The organism is Engelhardtia mirabilis (genome assembly GCF_007748095.1).
Lineage (GTDB): Bacteria > Planctomycetota > UBA1135 > UBA1135.
In genome coordinates, this window is record NZ_CP036287.1 from 3,931,539 (window position 1) to 3,948,986 (window position 17,448).

A 17,448-nucleotide genomic window follows, 5' to 3' on the forward strand; every position below is an offset into this window, starting at 1 on the left:
TTGGACTGATTGGACGCGGAGCCCCGGGTACGGAGGGGTGCGCCTGACCGTCCCCGCACAGTTGGGCGGGTCCAGTCGATTCCCAAGAGCATACCCCACCAGGGGGACTAGGCAGGATCCCCGTGACCGCAGCTTGGCGCGGTCAGAGTCCGAAGCACCCGGCCAGCCGAGCCCAGGTCGCGTCGGTCGCACCCCGCTGGGCTCGGACCACCTCGGCCCCGGCGCGTCCCAGGGCGCCGGCGGCCTCGGGGTCGGTCAGGAGCTGGGCCACGACGCGCCCCAGCTCCGCCGCATCGGCCACCTGCAGGCAGCCGCCGTGCTCCTTGAGCAGGGCGACCTCGGACACGAAGTTCTGCATGTGGGGGCCGAACAGGACCGGCAGGCCCTGGGCGGCTGGCTCGAGGACGTTCTGCCCGCCGTGGGGCATCAGACTGCCGCCCACAAAGGCCACGTCCGCGAGGCCGAAGACGGCCTCCAACTCGCCGATGGTGTCGACGATCACCGGACGCGAGGGGTCGGGTTCCTCGCCCGCTCGCAGGGCCGTCAGGCGTTGGGGCGGCAGGCCGATCGCCGTCAGCTCGCGGACGACCTCCGGCGCCCGCTCGGGGTGCCGCGGGACCAGGATCAAGCGCGCCTTTGGGACCGAGTCGCGCCAAGCCTCGGCCACCATCCGCTCCTCGGGTGCGTGGGTGCTCCCGGCGACGAGCACGGCCCGGCCGTCCGAGCTGCCGAGCAAGGCTGCTAGCCCCGCGCCCGGCTCCACCCGGCCCACTCGCAGTCCGTCGATCTTGATGTTCCCGGTCACGTGCACCCGCGCCGGGTCGACCTGCAAGCGCCGGAAGCGGCTGGCGTAGATCTCCGACTGCACGCAGAACAGCGAGATGCGGTTGAACTGCGGGAAGACGCTGCGGAACAGGCGGTAGCGCGGGTAGCTGCGCTCGGTGATGCGCCCGTTGACGACCGCCACGGGGATGCCGCGGCGGTTGGCGGCACGCAGGAAGTTGGGCCAGATCTCGAGCTCCATGAGCACGACGAGGTCGGGCCGCACACGGTCGAAGAAGCGCCGCACGATCGGCGTCGGGTCCGCCGGGAAGCGCACCACCCGCAGGTCCGGGAAGAGGCCGCGCGCGACCTCTTGGCTGGTGTCGGTGGTGGTGCAGAGCACGACCTCCAACTCGGGATGGGTCTCGCGCGCGCGGGCCACCAGGGCCTGGGCGGCCTTGATCTCCCCCACCGAGACCCCGTGCACCAGCATGCGCGTCGGCCCGTCGGAGGACAGTCGCGGCACGCGCAGTCCGGCGCGCTCGAGCACCATGCGCCGAAAGGCCGACGACCGCAGGCTGCGCCAGGCCAGCCAGGGCGAGCCGAGGACCAGGCCCACCAGCCACGCCAGGTCATAGACGGCGTGCAGCGCTTGTCGAGCCAGCTCCGGGTTGGGGTCCGCGACGATCGGCGCGGCCGTGCCCTGGGGCTGCGCCCGTGCGGTCCCTGCTTCCCGGACGCTCATTGGGCGCACTTCATCGACCGTCGATCAGCTCCCCGAGGCCGGACGATCCGGCCCCGGGCCGCGCCAGCGGCTCAGTTCGCGCCGTGGCACTTCTTGTATTTCTTGCCACTTCCGCAGGGGCAAGGTTCGTTGCGACCGACCTCGTCCACCGCCGGCTGGGCCGGGGCCGCAGCCGCCGCGGGGGCCTGCTGCCGCTCCTGGGCGGCACGAACCGCTGCCTGACGTCGCGCCACGTCGAAGGCCGCGGCCGCCGGGGGTCGGACCTGGGCCTTGCGTACGACCTGTTGGTCCCGTGGGGCCAGGGGCGCTTGATCCGGCGCCGGCACGTCGCCCTGCTGCACCGCGGTGGATTGGCGGCCTGCGCCCGAGTAGACGTCGGGCGTGTCGCCGAAACCGTCGGCGGGCTCGCCCTCGGCCTGCGCCGCGGGCGCCGCGATTCGCACCCGCAGGACCAGGCTCGCGACCTCGTCCTCGACCGCCTGCAGGAGCTTCTGGAACAGGTCGTAGGCCTCGGCCTTGTACTCGTTCTTGGGGTCCTTCTGGGCGTAGCCGCGCAGGCCGATACCCGCCCGCAGGGCGTCGATCGCGTGCAGGTGGTCCTTCCACTTGGCGTCGAGGGTGTTCAAGAGCAGGTAGCGGTCGACCCGTCGCATGGCCTCCTCGCCGACCTCGGCCAGGCGCTCGTCGTAGCGGTCGAGGGCCACGGTCTTGGCCGGCAGGGTGTCGCCCCCGCGGGCCGTGGCCTGCTCGGCGGCGTCCTCGTCGACCTCGACGCCGAAGCTCTTGAGGAACCAGTTGGCGAAGCCGGTGGGATCGCCCTGGTTGGTCTGCGACGCGCGGTCGATGGCCGTGTCGACCATGGTCTTGACGCGCGACTGCAGGCCGATCCCCTCGAGCACCTCCTGGCGCTCGAAGTAGATCGTCTTGCGCTGCTGATCCATCACCTCGTCGTACTCGAGGAGGTTCTTGCGGATCTCGAAGTAGTACTCCTCGACCTTCTTCTGCGCGTTCTTGACCGCCCGGGTGACCATCCCGGACTCGATCGGAACGCCCTCCTCCATGCCCAGGCGTTCCATCGCGTTGACCACCCAGTCCTTGTAGAACCGCTTCATCAGCGGGTCCTGCAGGGAGAGGAAGAAGCGCGACTCGCCGGCGTTGCCCTGACGACCGGAGCGGCCGCGCAGCTGGTTGTCGATGCGTCGCGACTCGTGGCGCTCGGTGCCGAGCACGTAGAGGCCGCCCAGCTCGAGGACCTCGGCCTCGTCGCGGTCGCACTTCGCGCGCACCTCGGCGCGGATGCGCGCGATGGCATCCAGGTGCTCGAGGTCACCCTCTTGCATCCCGGCCTCTTCCAGGGCCTCGGCCAGGCGGAACTCGAAGTTCCCGCCCAGCTTGATGTCGGTTCCGCGACCGGCCATGTTCGTGGACACGGTCACCGATCCGCGCTCACCCGCCCGGGCAACGATGGTGGCCTCGCGCTCGTGGTTCTTCGCGTTCAGCACCTCGTGCTCCACGCCGGCCTCGGTCAGGAGCTGCGAGACCTTCTCGGAGTTCTCGACCGACGTGGTGCCGACCAGGATCGGCTGCCCCGTGGCGTGCACCTCCTTGATCTCGTCGACGATCGCCTTCCACTTCTCGGGCTCCGTGCGATAGACCACGTCCTGGCGGTCGTCGCGCGCGATGGGCACGTTGGTCGGGATCGAGACCACGTCCAGGTCGTAGATCTTCTTGAACTCGCCGGCCTCGGTGATCGCCGTGCCGGTCATGCCGGCCAGCTTGCCGTAGAGCCGGAAGTAGTTCTGGAAGGTGATCGTGGCCAGGGTCTGGTTCTCCTGGCGGATCCGCAGGCCTTCCTTGGCCTCGACCGCCTGGTGCAGGCCGTCGGACCAGCGCCGGCCGGCCATCTTGCGACCGGTGAACTCGTCGACGATGACGACCTCGGGCTCGCCCGTCTCCCCCGGCTCCACGACGTACTCGCGGTCGCGCTGGTAGACGTGGTGCGCCCGCAGGGAGTTCTCGAGATAGTGCGGCCAGTCGGTGTAGCCCGCGTCGTAGAAGGACTCGACGCCGAGCAGGTCCTGGGCCTGGGCGATACCGTCCTCCAGCAGCGAGGCGGAGCGCTCCTTCTCCTTGACCTCGAAGTGCTCGTCGCGCACCAGCTGCCGCGCGATGCGGTCGGCGTCCACGTACTTGTCGGGGGTCAGCTCCGCCGGGCCGGAGATGATCAGCGGGGTGCGCGACTCGTCGATCAGGATCGAGTCCACCTCGTCGACGATGGCGTAGGCCAGCTCGCGCTGCACCTGCTCCTCCACCCGCGTCTTCATGTTGTCGCGCAGGTAGTCGAATCCGAACTCGTTGTTGGTGCCGTAAACGATGTCCGAGGCGTAGACGGGCAGGCGCTCGGCTGGCGTCATCGGCGCCTGGATCGAGGCCACGGTCATGCCCATGTACTCGTAAACGGGGCTCATCCACTGGGCGTCGCGGCGGGCCAGGTAGTCGTTGACCGTGACCAGGAACGCCGAGCGGCCGGACAGGGCGTTCAGGTACAGGGGCAGGGTCGCGGCCAGGGTCTTGCCCTCACCGGTGGCCATCTCGGCGATCGAGCCCTGGTGTAGGACGTACCCACCCACGAGCTGCACGTCGTAGTGGCGCAGCCCCAGGGTCCGCACCGAGGCCTCGCGGACCAGGGCGAAGGCCTCGGGGAGGATCTCCTCCAACTGGGCCTCGATCTCCTCGAGCTCCATCTCCGGGTTGAAGAGCGCCTTCCACTCGGCGGTCTTCTGGGGGAAGTGGTGCGCCTCGAGGCCCTTGGCCCACTCCTCGAGCTGGTTGATCCGGTCGATGATCGGGCGGACCCTGCGCACGGACCGCTCGTTCTGGGAGCCGAACATGCGCAGAAGCCCCTCGCCGAACTTCTCGCCGAAGGTGCCGAACTTGTCGGAGAACGATTCCCAGTCCATCGATGCTTGTAGAGGCGGGGCGCCAGGGGCGCCGAGGTGGGGTCGCGCCCCCGATCGCGCCCGCGCCGGACCCGGTCAGGGTCACGGTCGAGAACACGGTCCGGCACGGCGACTTAGGTGCAGCGGCGGAGGGGAGGACCCGCGGGGATCCCGCCGCGCAGCGGGCCGACCATTTAACAGGCCCGCGGTCCCAAGGTGAAGGGTCGGACGCCGTCCCTGACCCTCGAGCGCCAGGAATCTCGGCCCAGCCCCCCCTCACGCGGCCATCGCGGCGCTCAGCTACCGGGGTCGTCGGAGCCCAGCAGGTTGGCCAGGATCGCGAACAGCACCTGGCGCGGGTAGGGCTTGTGGAGCAGGCCTGCGACCTCCTGGAGCTGGGCCAGGTCGATCGCCGCAGCCGTGGCCATCAGCACCGGGATCCCCGTCAGGTTCGGATCGGCCCGCAGCCGCCGGAGGGTCTCCTTGCCGTCCATGCCGGGCATCTCCACGTCCAGGAGCAGGAGATCGGGCCGCGGCTCCCGCTGCAGCCGCTCCAGGGCCGAGCGGCCGTCGTGGACCACTTCGGCGTCGTAGCCTCGGGCCGCCAGCAGCCGCCGGATGCCCTCGGCCACCATCTCCTCATCGTCGGCGATCAGGATCAGACGCCGCTTGTGCTCCTCGCACTCGCGCTTCGAGACCCGCTTGAGCAGCTTCAGGAGGTCGTGGTGCGTGGGCAGGCCAGCCTGGTCCCAGGCGTCTTCGATGCGGTCCTTGAGCGCCCGGTTGAAGCGCTTGAGCTCCTCCCAGGCGTCGAAGTCCGGCGCCTCGGGCCCTACGTCGAGGTTGTCGTGGGTGTCGACCGACAGGAAGAACTCGTTCGCGACCAGGTGCTCCTGGAGCACGAACTTCATGAACGGGTAGCGCTGGTTGCCAAGCCGCAGGGTGAAGCGCCGCGAATCGGGGTCGTCGCCCGGATCGCCGCGCTCGAAGGCCTCTAGGGCCTCGGTCACGGTCGACGCCCGCTCGATCGGAGCGGTGTCCAACCGCGGCCCGCCGCCGCCGTCGGGCCATGCCAACTCGCGGTAGAGGTCCAACGCGAGTCGCAGGTGGTCCGGGGTCAGGTCTTCGAGGCGCACGGCTGCCCTCGATCCCTCTCTCTCCCAGCGCCGTCGCCGGCCGCTCCGGAAGGCGAGCCCGCTGCGCCCGGGGTGTGCTGGCGTCCGTCCCGAATCGTCCCGATCACGTCGCGCACGTCGCCGATCCCGGCAGCGTCGAGCAGGGCCCCGACCTCCTCGGCCAGGCGCCCCGGCCGCGAGGGGTCGGAGAAGGCACTGGTGCCCACCTGCACCGCCGCGCAGCCCACGGCGAGGAACTGCAACACGTCGTCGGCGCTGGTGATGCCCCCCACTCCGACCACGGGGATCGACACCCGCTTGGCGCACTCCCAGGCGCTGCGCAGGGCCACGGGCTTGATCCCGGGCCCAGAGTAGCCGCCCTGGACCGTGGCCACGCCGGGGCGACCGCTGCGCCAATCGACGCTCAGGCCCAGGAGCGTGTTGACCGCGGTGATCCCGTCCGCGCCGCCGGCCTCCGCGGCCACGGCCATGTCGCCGATGCGCGTGACGTTGGGGGTCAGCTTGACCCAGATCGGCTTCGTGGTCGCCTCTCGTACCCGTCGCACCACCGCCTCGGAGCGCGCCGGGTCGGTGGCCAGCGGCAACTTGCCGTCCTGGACGTTGGGACAGGACAGGTTCAGCTCGAGTACGTCGACCTCGGCCTGGCCGTCCAAGCGCGCGGCCAACTCGACCAACTCCTCGTCCCGCTCGCCGCCGATGTTGGTGACGACGATCGAGTCGATCCCCACCAGGGTCGGCAGCACGTGCTCGACATAGTGGTCGATGCCCTTGTTCTCGAGGCCGATCGAGTTGATCAACCCGGCCTCCGTCTCGCACAGCCGCGGCGCGGGGTTGCCGTGCCGGGGATGCAGGGTGACCGTCTTGCTGACCCAGCCGCCGAGGCGCTCGATCGGCGTGAAACCGGTCATCTCCAGCCCGTGCCCGTAGGTGCCCGAGGCCGAGAAGATCGGGTTGCGAGCTGTGATCGGCCCGATAGCCACCTCGAGACGCGCCATGGGCCCAAATCTAGCAACCTGCCACCGCCCACGGGAACCGCGACCGCCGCGAGTCCTCGCCCCAGGGCGGCCGAGGTGGCCCGGTCCGCCGTCGCCCGCGGGCTCGGATCAGGCGGCGTCGGTACCGGGCTCGGTCGCCGCGCCGGCGACGGCGGGCTCCTCCGCGCGGCTGAACAGGCCGCCGACGATCAGGATCACGGCCCCCACGGTGATGCAGGAGTCCGCCACGTTGAACGTCGGGAAGTGGTACTTCCACCAGTAGAAGTACACGTGGATGAAGTCGCGCACCGCCCCGTAGGGGTGGTCGGGCGCCGCCGGCTGCAGCAGGTTGTCGTGCAGGTTGCCGAGCGCTCCGGAGAGGATCAGAGCCAGGGCGGCCAGGGTCCAAGGGTGCCGGCGGTCGGCGCGCCACAGGAGCACGGCCAGGACGATCGAGGCCACGACCCGCCCGCCGACCAGCAGGTGCGGCATGGAGTCGCCGAAGCCCCAGGCCGCCCCCTTGTTCAGGCTCAGCATGAAGCCGAGGAAGTCGCCCAGGACCTCGTAGCGCAGGCGGCCCGTGATCCAGACCTCGACCCCCTCGGACGGGGCCTGACCGGCCACGGGGGTCAACCAGGCGAAGACCGCGTGCTTGGTCCACAGGTCGGCGGCGATCAGGAGCCCGACGATCAGGAAGCGCAGCCACGGCAGCCCGCGGGGCGCGGATCGGGGCTCGGGATGGTGGTCAGTCATGACGGAGGGGCCGGAGTATAGGAGCCCAAGTCGCCCCTCCCCACCTCGGTCCGCGGTCGGCCGCGGGCCCGGGCCTTGCGCCGGGGGTCCCCGGCGGCGGATGCTCCGCAGGTGCCGCCCACCGGAATCGACGCCGAGCGCCCCGAGCTCCCGGCCCACCTGGCCGGTTGGCGCGACGAGTTCCTCGAGTCCCTGCGGGTCGAGGGCGCCTTCTCGCGCCACACCCTGGCCGCCTACCGCCGCGACCTGGACGGGCTCCTGCGCTGGATGGGCGAGCGCGGCATCGAGCGCTTCGACCAGGTCGGAACCGACGACCTGGTGGCCTTCATGTCGTGGCTGCGATCCGGCCGCGGGCTGGCGGAGTCGTCGGTGGCGCGGGCCCTCGCCGCCGTACGCACCTTCCTGCACTTCCTGGTGGCCGAGGGCGAGTTGACCCGCGACCCCACCGCGCGCCTGCCCACGCCCAAGCTGCCCAAGACCCTCCCGGCGGTGCTGTCGGTGGCCCAGGTCGAGCGCCTCCTGACCACGACCGACGGCGGCGGATGGCGCAGCCTGCGGGATCGGGCCCTGCTCGAGGTGCTCTACGCCTGCGGCGCGCGCGTGAGCGAGTGCGTCGGGCTGACCCTGGACCAACTGCCGGCGGGCCTGCGCGAGCTGCGCCTGCTCGGCAAGGGCGACAAGACGCGCATCGTGCCCCTGGGTCTGCGCGCGGCCGACGCGCTGCTGGGCTGGATCGAGAGCGGCCGTCCGCAGCTCAAGGGAGCCGTGGCCCGGCGCGAGGTCTTCCTCGGCTCCCGCGGCGCGCCCCTGACCCGCGAGGGCGCCTGGCGCATCGTCAAGACCCGTGCCCGCGAGGCCGGTCTCAACGCCGACGTGTCGCCGCACACCCTGCGACACAGCTTCGCCAGCCACATGGTCGAGGCCGGCGCCGACCTCCGCACGGTCCAGGAACTCCTGGGGCACGCCTCGATCCAGACCACCCAGCGCTACACGCACCTGGATGGCGAGAAGGTCCGCGCCCTGCACCGCCTCTACCACCCTCGCGGCTGACCCCTCGAGCCCCCCGGGGGCTCCGGCGCGGAAGCGGAATCGAGCTCCGCCCTCCCGGAGGGGTCCCTACGGGGATCAGACGGTAGACGAGCCGCTTGGATGGCGGACCGGCTCTAGCGTGGGGCTCCCGGCGCGGATTCCCCGCGCCACGGTCACTTGCCGGGCCCTGGGCCCACTGGATTCCGATGGGACACCGACTCTTGCACTGCGCCCTCCCCCTCGTCCTGGTCCTCGCCAGCACAGCGGGCGCCCAATCCGTCTGGACCGTCGACGACGACCCGGGAGCGGGCGTGGACTTCTCCGAGGTGCAGGCTGCCGTCGACGCCGCCGCGATCGGCGATTTGGTCCTCGTCCGCGAGGGCGTGTACCTGCCCTTCTCCATCGACGGCAAGGGCTTGTCGGTGGTCGGCGACGGGCCGGGCGTCAAGCTGATCCAGGGTCCGCCCCAGGCCGGCGGGACGAGCATCACGAACCTCCCTGTCGGACAACTCGTCCTGCTGCGTGGACTGCGACTCCAGCCCCTGGCTGTCTCAGGCGGGAGCATCTTCGGTACGACGCTCGACCTGGATGGCTGTCTGGGGAGTGTGTGGGTCGAGGAGTGCGAGCTGCCCACGTCGGCGGTGAGCATCTTCGGCGACCTGCAGCAGATCACCGCGCTGGGAGTGACCGATTGCGATGAGGTCTTCCTCGTGGACTGTCTGCTGCAGGGTCAACCGGGCTCGTCGCAGCCGACCTACAGCCAGGAGTACGGCTCGCGCGGGGCCACCTTCCGACGCTGCACGGCCTACCTCTACGACTGCGTCATTTCGCCCGGCTACAACGACATCGTCGGCAACCAGGGCCAGACCGGCGTCCTGGTCGAGGACTCGTTGGTGGTCATGCGTGCCTGCCAGGCGACGGGCGGCGTCGGCGGCCCCGGTGGCGGACTGTTCCTGCCGGTCGACCCCGGCAACGGCGGTGTGGCCGTCGAGGTCCAGGGGAGCTCGGAGCTCTACACCATCGGCTCGACCCTGACCGGCGGGCCCGGCGGCACCGACGACTTCTCGATGGCGGTCGGCGACGAGGGCGAACCCTTGGTCGTGCAGACCGGGGCGACCTACGTCGATCACAGCGCCCACGACGCGAACCTCACGGTCCCCGCCATCGTGCGGTCGGACGACGACGTCGTGATCTCCATCACCACCGACCCCTTCTCCAGTGTCTTCCTGCTGGTCGCGCTGGGCGTCGACGGTCAGTTCCTGAGCGCGTTGCCGGATGCCGTGGCCGTGGGCCTGGGTCCGATCCTGCTGCCCCTCGCCCCCACGGGGGCGAGTGGTTCATCGAGCTTCGAGATCGGCATCCCGATCCTGCCGCCCGGGCTGGTGTTCACCTGGGTCTTGCAAGCCGCGGTGGTGACGCCCACCACGGGACTCGAGCTGAGTGAGCCGAGCTACGTGAACGCGATCGCGGTCACTCCCTGAGCGGTCCGCCCGCGAACGCGAGCGGAGGCGCACCGACGACAGGTCAGTGCGCCTCCGCTGCGTTCTTGCGGTCACTCAGGAGAAGGTCGAATTCAGCGTCGAGCTGACGCCGCTGGGGATCAGCGTGAAGGTCGTCAGGTCGAACACCGCCGCTTGGAAGTGCAGGAGCGTTCCGAGGGGCAGGGCCCCGCCGCCACCGATCTGTCCGCTGGCGATACCCGAGGTGGGCAACACACCAGTGGCGACGGTGAACAGCAACAGCCCACCGTTGCCGATGCCCAGGTCGACGATGCCCGGAAGCTGGGTCGGCGAGGACGAGGGCGAGAGGACCACGAAGTAGGGCTCGCCCGGGTTCGATTCCAGGCCCCACCAGACCGTGCTCACAAAGTTGATGGGTGTGATACCGAACTTCGGCAGCCCCACGCCGACCTCCACGAAGACGCCGCTGGAACCGAGGGGGCCGAGGACCTCGGCCAGGTGCACGCCGGTGGGGAAGCCCGCGGGGACCTGCACGCGAATGCGGCCGGGCGCTTGGTAGGTGAAGTTGACCGACTGACCGCCGAGGCGCACGGACGTGGCCTGGGCCAGACCCACGCCCTTGATGTAGAAGTGCCCCATCGGGCTGTCGTCGTTCAGGACCTGGACCGGATCAGCGAAGTTGGCAATCGGCCCCGGTTGACCCACGTCAGGATCGGTCGCGAGGGTCGGCGTCTGGTTCAAGCCGGCCTGGGCCACGCGGGTCGGAGTCGAGCCGAAGGCCGCCTTGATTCGCGCGGCGAGGGTGAAGCCTCCCGTCTCGCCGAAGGTGTATTCGATCTGGTCGACGTTCTGGATCGCACCGTTGCTGCTCCACACGACCAGACCGGCCGGGCTGCGCAGATCCAGGTCCACGTCGTTCGACTCGTCCAGGTTGGTCGCGTTGCGGCCGCTGACAAAGGTCGCGCTGAGAGTCTCACCGGCGACGCCGGCGATGCTGAAGCGCGCTTCTTGTCCCGCGGGGAGCAGGAAGTCCGAGTGCTCACCGGCCTGGGCGGCCTGCACCGCCGTGAGGCTACACATGAACCCGTAGCCGCCCGCATTCGGGTCGCCAGCGGTAACGTCGGCCGCCGTGTGCAGGATCAACGCCTTGACCTCGAGCGGCGTCAAGCTCGGCACCGCCTGGTAGAGCAGCGCCGCGGTCCCGCTCACCAGGGCCGCCGCACCCGACGAACCGTAGGAGTCGATCGAGAAGTTGTCGTTGTCGAGGGTCGCGCAGGTGATCTTCTCCCCCACCGCCAGGATCTGCGGGTACACGCGCCCGTCGGGCAGCGGTCCGATCGCGCTGGTGAAGACACCGTGCACGTCGTAGGGCTGCTTCGCGGCCTAGAACGAGGCACCGGTGACAATCACGTCGAAGGCCCCGTGCATGAAGAACAGGGATGCGTTCGGCGCGGTGCCGTCGGCGATGTCCGGCAGGACATTCCACTGGGCACCGGCCGCGATCGACCCCATGCGCGTGCCGTGGCCCGTCTCGTCGTCGGCGTAGGTCACCCCGGGGCAATCCGGCCCGGTCTGGTAGGGGAACCAGGCCGCGGACAGCACTCGGCTGCCGGCGATGCCCCCTGCGGGCGAAGCCGTCTGCGGATCCCCGTCGGGATAGAAGGCCGCGTGGGGCCGGCCGCTGCCCGCAATGTCGATGTCGAGGCCGCTGTTCACGATCCCGATCGTCACGTCGCTGCCCTCGAGGGGCAGACCGCCGAGCTGCAGGGCGTGGGCGGCCTTGAGTCCGTGGACCTGGGTGGCCTGGGCCAGGTTGGGAGCGCGCAGGGCGTCGCGCTCGGCGCGCCGGACCAGGCCGTGCTCGGCCAGTGCGGCAAGCGCCGAAGCGTCGCCACCGCGGACCACGATCGAGGGCGGAGCCACGTGCATGCCCAGCACCTCGATCCCCAGCTCCTCGGCGCGCGCGATCAAGGGCTCCGCCAGGGCGCGGATCTGGTCACGGCGACCGTCGACCGCCGCTCGCAGGGCGACACCGCCGCCGGCGCGCCGCCAGGCCGCCATCTCGGACAGGGCCGCGGTCACGAGCGGTTGAGGGAATCGTTGCATGGCAGTAGAAGATCGAATCTCAACCGCGCCGAGCGGCGCGATGGGTCGACGAGTGAATCGCGGCCAACGTCCTGTCGGCGAGGCGGGGCCGAGGCTGAGCGACGAGAACGCGCCGCGCTCTGAAGACGCGCGCAAAGGGAGGCTGCGGGGCTCCGAGCGCACGGTCGCGAACCGAGCGCGGGCGCGTAGCCGAGGTGTCGCTCGACTGGAAAGGAAGTCGAGGTAGCAGGGCGCGGCGTCACCGGAGGGCAAGCCCCGGCGCCGCCGCGCTCGACATTGATCCAGCGCGGGGAACGCGCTCGACCGGTCATTCCTCGCCCGGGCCCCCACGGCCCGGGCGAAGTCTGATCAGGATCCGGGTCCGATTGGACCCGGTGGGTGCATCACCAGCCGAAGTGGACGGCGCGCACGGACTCGACCACGTTGCTGGGGATCAAGCTCAGGGTCGAGAAGTCGAAGACCACACCCTGGAAGTAGACGACCGTGCCGAGGGGCAGACCGCCGCCGCCGCCGACGAAGCCCGAGGCCTCGCCAGCCACGTTCAGCGCGCCCGAGTTGACCAGAAGCAGCGACGCGCCGGCGTTGCCGATGTCGAGTTGGATCACGCCGGGGAAGTCGGTCGGGGTGATGCTCGGGGAGAAGAACACGCCGTACAGGTCGCCCGCCTGGCCTTGCAGTTCCCAGGCCACGTTGTCGATGAAATTCACGTAGCCAGACAGGACCGGCGCCTTGACCCCGATCACGATGTTGGCGGTGTCGTTGCCACCAGGCGCCGACAGGGTCAGCGCCTGGATGCCCGCGGCCAGACCATTGGGGACGTCCACGCGCAGGCGACCGGGGGCCTGGTAGGCGAAGGTGGCCGCCTGACCTCCGAGGTCCACCGCAGTGACCTGGTCCAGCCCCTCACCCTTCACGAAGAAGCGCGCGTACAACCCGGAGTTGGGCACGCCCTGGGGCGCGACCTGGGCGATGGCCGGAGCCGCCGCAGTGAAGTCTTCCACGACGAAGGAGGGACCCGAGGAGACCGGCTCACTCGTCGCCAGGGCGAAGTCGACCAGCGGAATCGAGGTCGAGGCGGGCATCCGCACGACGACGTCCACCGTGGTGGCGGTCGGGAAGGTCTGCGTGACCTGCTCCACGTTGTCGAGCACGGACGTCGAGCTGGCGACGACGGTGCCGTCGGCATGACGCAGCTCGAGGTCCAGGTCGTCGACCTCGAACTGGGAGGTCACCTCGCGGCTCCAGGTCAGGGTCGCCTTGAACTCCTGGCCGGCTGCGGCGAGGGCGCTGTAGCGCACCTCGTAGCCGGCGGCGATCGTCCCGTCGGTCACGTCTCCAGCGATCGCGCCCTCCACCGCGGCCAGGGTGTCGAGGAAGCCGAGGCCCGAGGCATCGTCGTCACCGGCGACCACCGGGGCCAGGGTGTTCAGGACCAGGGCCTTGGCCGAGAGCACGTCCAGGGACGGGCGCGCCTGGAACATCAGAGCCGCGGAGCCCGAAACCAGGGCGGCCGCGCCGCTCGAGCCGTAGGAGTCGATCACACCGAACTCCTTGTCGAGCTCGGCGGTCGAGATCTGCTCGCCCGTCGCAAGCATGTTCGGGTAACGACGACCGTCCGGGAGCGGGCCGATCGCGCTGGTCTGGAAGCCGGGGAAGAAGTACGGCTCAGCCTGGGCCACGAAGGACGCCCCCACCGTCAAGCCCCCGAAGCGGCCGTGGTGGAAGTTCGTCGAGGCGCCCGAGTTGCCCGCCGAGGCCACGACCAGCACGCCGGCCAGCTCGGCGTTGTCCATGGAGATGTTGAAGAAGTACGTCGGCGCCGAGGTGCCGTCGTAGCTCAGGTTGACCACACGCACGTCGGAGGTGCCGACGGCGGCGCTCAGCGCGGCGTCCATGGCCAAGGTCGATGCCAGGGGGCTTCCGCAGTCGGTGACCTTGTAGTTGCGGATGAAGGCGTCCGGCGCGGCGCCATCGGCCGCGGCCAGGATCGCCGTCCACTTGGCGCCGGCCATGATCGCGCCCATGCGCGTTCCGTGACCGGTCTGGTCCTCGCCGTCCTTGGTCGCGCAGGTGAGGAAGCCGTACTCGCCGGTCGAGAGCACCCGGCTGCCGCCGATGCCCGGCCCCTGGCTGGTCTCGATGCCGTCCTCGAAGAAGGCCTTGTGGGGCCGACCGAGGCCGTTGGTGTCGAGGTCCATGCCGCTGTCGAGGAGCGCGACCGTGACGCCGGTTCCCACCAGCGGTGGACCGCCGTCGACCTGCAGCGCGTGGGCCGCCGGGATGTGGTGGGCCGCGTTGGCCTCGACCTGGTTGGGCTGGCGCGGCGAGGCCTCGAAGGCGCCCTCGACGAGCGGGTGGGCGCGCAGGGCGGCCAGCTCGGCCGGGTCCTCGATCCACACGGAGAGCGAGGGGTTGAGCCAGGACTCCTGCAGCAGCTCGACGTCGTACTCGGCAGCCAGGGCGCGCAGGGGCTGCGAGCGTTGGGCCTGGGCCTCGCTCAGGAGCTGTACGCGCTGGCCGAAGCCCGTCGGCTCACCGGCGCGGCGCCACAGGCTCAGGTCCTCGAGGGCGGCGCGGTGCGCCGCAGCGTCGTGACGCAAGGTCAGGATCCACGCGCTGCCAGCAGCGAGTTCGGAACGATCGGCAACCGGAACCGAATCGATCGGCAGTTGGACTTGGGCGGTGGCAGCGGGTGCCAGGGAAGACAGCGCAGCAGTGAGCGCGCTCGCGGCGAAATTGAACGGGGAAGGCATGGGGATCCTCATGGGGACGGGGTCAGGTGGCCAGCCACGGACGCTTGCGACGATCGTGCCACGCTCGCCCAATGGCCCTGTCGACCTGCCCCGTGGGCCACGAGCCACCTCTCTCGGGGCGACGGCGTTCCCATCTGGTGACACCCTGGTTCGCTCGCGTGCAGGACCTGGCGGCGGGGGCCGTCCCCAGGGCTTACAGGCCTCGGCGCCCGAGCCCTTGGGTTGACTGGGCGAAGGCTTCTGCGCTGGCTCGACCGTCCCGCCACGGCCCGAGAGGCCGCGCGCGCCCACCGGTCGGACTTCTGCTCGCGGGCCCGGAAGGCGAAGCCCTATTGCGCTGATCCGGCCAGCCGCTCCGCAAGGGCCTCGCCCAGGACCCGCAGGCCGGCCACATTCAGGTGCTCGTCGGCGATCCAGTAGCACGGCTCGGTCGCGCCGCGCAGGGCGGGACGGGCGTCGAGGGTCTCGACGCCGCGCGCGCCGAGCGCGGCGAGGAAGCGGTCGGCCAGGCGCTCGGTGGCCTTCAGGTCGGCGTCCTCGAGCTCGAGCACCGAGAGCAGCGGGGCGTAGACGGGCCCGACCACCTCCGGATGGACGTCGCTCACCGGCGGGACGTAGGCCACCACCAGGCGAGTGCCGACCTCGTCCGCCAGGCGCTGGATCGCCTCCACGTATTCCAACGACCGCGCCAGCGCCCACTCGAGCCGCGGCGGGTCCACGGTGAACAAGAGCTCCTGGTTCAGGAACTGCCACAGGCTCGGTCCGGCCTCGCGACCGGCGACCTGGACTTCGAGCGCCCGGACGAGCCGCTCGTTGTAGCCCGGGGGCCGCAGCGGCTTGGGATCGCCCCGCAGCTCCGCTTCATCGGTCTCCAGGGCCCCGAAGTCGTTGCCGCCGAAGACCACCAGCACGAACACGTCGGGCGCGAGCTGCAGGTAGCGCCAGGCCGTGCCCAGGTAGTGCGGGAAGGTGTACATGCCCGTGGCCGCGTTCAAGACCCGCGCCCCCTCGGCGGCGGGATCGCGGGCCAGGGCGCGCTCCAGGAAGGCGGCCGCGGTCTCCCCGTTGGAGCAGACCCCCTCCATGTGCGAGTCCCCCACCAAGACGATCAGCGGTTCGGGACGCTCGCCCGGCAGGGGCCCGGTGAGTCGCAGGCCGCGGAAGTCGGCCTCGACTACGAACTCGCCACGGTCGTGCTCGGGCCAGGGAATCCGGCGCTCGGTCCAGGCCGGACGGCGGAAGTAGCTGGCGCCGTCCGCCACCAGGGTCGAGGTGGAGCCGTCACGGAAGACCGCCAGGGGCTTCTCGCCCGCGAAACGCGGCAGCAGCGCGGGGCGGGAACCGGCCGGCGGCAGGTGGTCGACGACCTCGAGCCAGGCCGGTACCTGCGACCCGTCGACCGGTCCGCGCGCGTACCACCCGCCGGCGAAGCCCAGCACCAGGCCCAGGAGGACCAGCAGCGCGCCCTTGGGCGCCGAGCCGCGGCGTGCTGCTTGCGGTTGGGGATCGGCCATGGTCGCGCGTCCGATCCGACTCACTCGCCGGCGCGGGGCTCGGCCAGCCGCTGGGCCAAGAGCTCACCCAACAAACGGTGTCCGACCGTGTTCAAGTGCTCGTCGGCGACCCAGTACAGGTGGCCGGGCCACTCGCGCAGGGTCGGGCGGGCGTCGACGGTCTCGATGCCGCGGGCCTCGAGCCCGGCCAACATGGCGTCCGCCACGCGGTTGGAGCTCGCGAGGGCCGACTCGTCGATCTCGAGCTCCTTGAACAGCGAGGCGTAGAGGTTGCGCGAGAACTCCTCGCGCACGTCGTGCATGGGCGGCAGGTAGGCGGCGATGAAGCGCGTGCCGCGGGCGCGCGCCATGCGGTCGATCTCCTCCAGGTACACCAGGGAGCGCTCCACCGAGCGAGTCTCGAGCTCGGGTTGGACCTCGAACAGGTAGACCTGGTTCAGCGCCTGCCACAGGCTCGCTCCGCCGCGGCGACCGGCCAGCTTGGTCTTGACCACGCGCTGGATGTGTTGGTCGTAGCCGGCCGGGCGCACGGGCTCCGGTTCGCCGGCCAACTCGGCCTCGACGCTGTCGATCGCCCCGAAGTCGTTGCCGCCGAAGACCACGACGACGAGCACGTCGGGAGCCAGCTCGAGGTAACGCCAGGCCACGGCCAGGTAGTGCGGGAAGGTGTACTGACCGACGCCTGCGTTCAGCACGCGCACGGCTTCCACGCCGGGACGCAGGGCGAGGTTGGCCTCGAGCACCGCCGCCGCCGTCTCGTCCTCGGCGCAGACGCCGTCCATGTGCGAATCGCCGGTCAGCACGATCAGCGGCTCGGGCCGTTGGGCGGGCAGCGGGCCCGTCAGTCGCAGGCCGGCGACGCCCGTGGCGCGCACGAACTCTCCGTCGGGGTGCTCGCGCCAGTGCAGCACCCGCGAGCGGTTCTCCGGACGCCGGAAGTAGACCCAGGGGTCGGTGACCAGGACTTCTTCGCGGCCTTCGAGGATCGAGAGCTTCACGCCCTCCGGCAGGCGCGGCACCAGGGCCGGTCGCTGGGACTCGTCGGGCTCCGCGAGGATCGGCTGGATCCAAGCGGGGACGCCGCCCTCCTCGACGACCGGCTCGCCGACGCCCACGGCCTCGCCCGGTTCGGGCCGCACGAACTGGTAGGCGATGGCCACCACCAGCACCGCCGCCAGGGAGCTGGCCAGGGCCAGGGCGAAGCGGTTGGCGCCGGCGCGCGGCGAGGAACCGGGGGTGCGGGGGGCGATCGTGGGCGGCATCGGCGCGGCGCTGGA

The 17,448-nt window shown here is 70.9% G+C and carries 12 protein-coding genes; 2 read left to right on the plus strand and 10 right to left on the minus strand.

Translation table 11 applies throughout. From position 1 onward, the window contains the following. Positions 1-142 precede the first annotated feature (142 nt). The 5 genes from Pla133_RS14595 to Pla133_RS14615 form a co-directional block, all read right to left on the minus strand. Complete coding sequence (locus Pla133_RS14595; RefSeq protein ID WP_145066480.1) at positions 143-1,507, minus strand: 3-deoxy-D-manno-octulosonic acid transferase; 1,365 nt, start codon at positions 1,505-1,507, stop codon at positions 143-145. A gap of 71 nt (positions 1,508-1,578) precedes the next feature. Further along, entirely contained in the window at positions 1,579-4,467 is a 2,889-nt protein-coding gene (gene secA / locus Pla133_RS14600) for a preprotein translocase subunit SecA (protein ID WP_145066482.1), read from the minus strand. Positions 4,468-4,742: 275 nt separating this feature from the next. Beyond that, positions 4,743-5,582: a response regulator gene (locus tag Pla133_RS14605; protein WP_145066484.1), complete on the minus strand. Its 840-nt coding sequence runs from the start codon at positions 5,580-5,582 to the stop codon at positions 4,743-4,745. Continuing rightward, positions 5,564-6,577 (minus strand): dihydroorotate dehydrogenase, encoded by a 1,014-nt coding sequence (locus Pla133_RS14610; RefSeq protein ID WP_145066486.1) that lies wholly within the window; start codon positions 6,575-6,577, stop codon positions 5,564-5,566. The genes Pla133_RS14605 and Pla133_RS14610 overlap by 19 nt, the downstream gene beginning before the upstream one ends. 108 nt (positions 6,578-6,685) lie before the next feature. After that, positions 6,686-7,309 carry a signal peptidase II gene (locus Pla133_RS14615; protein ID WP_145066488.1) on the minus strand — a complete coding sequence of 208 codons (624 nt, stop codon included), beginning with the start codon at positions 7,307-7,309 and terminating at the stop codon, positions 6,686-6,688. Positions 7,310-7,420: 111 nt separating this feature from the next. On the opposite strand from Pla133_RS14615, the gene Pla133_RS14620 reads away from it, so the two are divergent. Together Pla133_RS14620 and Pla133_RS14625 are read left to right on the plus strand one after the other, a co-directional pair. Then, a complete protein-coding gene (locus tag Pla133_RS14620) occupies positions 7,421-8,359 on the plus strand; it encodes a site-specific tyrosine recombinase (RefSeq protein ID WP_419191550.1) in 939 nt (312 codons plus the stop codon). A 185-nt stretch (positions 8,360-8,544) separates the two neighbouring features. Next, on the plus strand, positions 8,545-9,819 hold the full coding sequence (locus Pla133_RS14625) for a right-handed parallel beta-helix repeat-containing protein (protein WP_145066490.1): 1,275 nt from the start codon (positions 8,545-8,547) through the stop codon (positions 9,817-9,819). Between the two features lie 75 nt (positions 9,820-9,894). Here the strand turns inward: Pla133_RS14625 and Pla133_RS14630 are convergent, their stop codons facing one another. The 5 genes from Pla133_RS14630 to Pla133_RS14650 all read right to left on the minus strand — a co-directional run bounded on the left by Pla133_RS14630 (position 9,895) and on the right by Pla133_RS14650 (position 17,433). Then, positions 9,895-11,160 carry a S8 family serine peptidase gene (locus Pla133_RS14630; RefSeq protein ID WP_145066493.1) on the minus strand — a complete coding sequence of 422 codons (1,266 nt, stop codon included), beginning with the start codon at positions 11,158-11,160 and terminating at the stop codon, positions 9,895-9,897. Positions 11,161-11,181: 21 nt separating this feature from the next. Then, positions 11,182-11,904 carry a hypothetical protein gene (locus tag Pla133_RS14635; RefSeq protein ID WP_145066495.1) on the minus strand — a complete coding sequence of 241 codons (723 nt, stop codon included), beginning with the start codon at positions 11,902-11,904 and terminating at the stop codon, positions 11,182-11,184. A 383-nt stretch (positions 11,905-12,287) separates the two neighbouring features. Continuing rightward, complete coding sequence (locus Pla133_RS14640; protein ID WP_145066497.1) at positions 12,288-14,657, minus strand: S8 family serine peptidase; 2,370 nt, start codon at positions 14,655-14,657, stop codon at positions 12,288-12,290. Positions 14,658-14,986: 329 nt separating this feature from the next. Further along, complete coding sequence (locus Pla133_RS14645; RefSeq protein WP_145066499.1) at positions 14,987-16,171, minus strand: SGNH/GDSL hydrolase family protein; 1,185 nt, start codon at positions 16,169-16,171, stop codon at positions 14,987-14,989. 20 nt (positions 16,172-16,191) lie between these two features. Then, a complete protein-coding gene (locus tag Pla133_RS14650) occupies positions 16,192-17,433 on the minus strand; it encodes an SGNH/GDSL hydrolase family protein (RefSeq protein ID WP_145066501.1) in 1,242 nt (413 codons plus the stop codon). Positions 17,434-17,448: the final 15 nt, after the last annotated feature.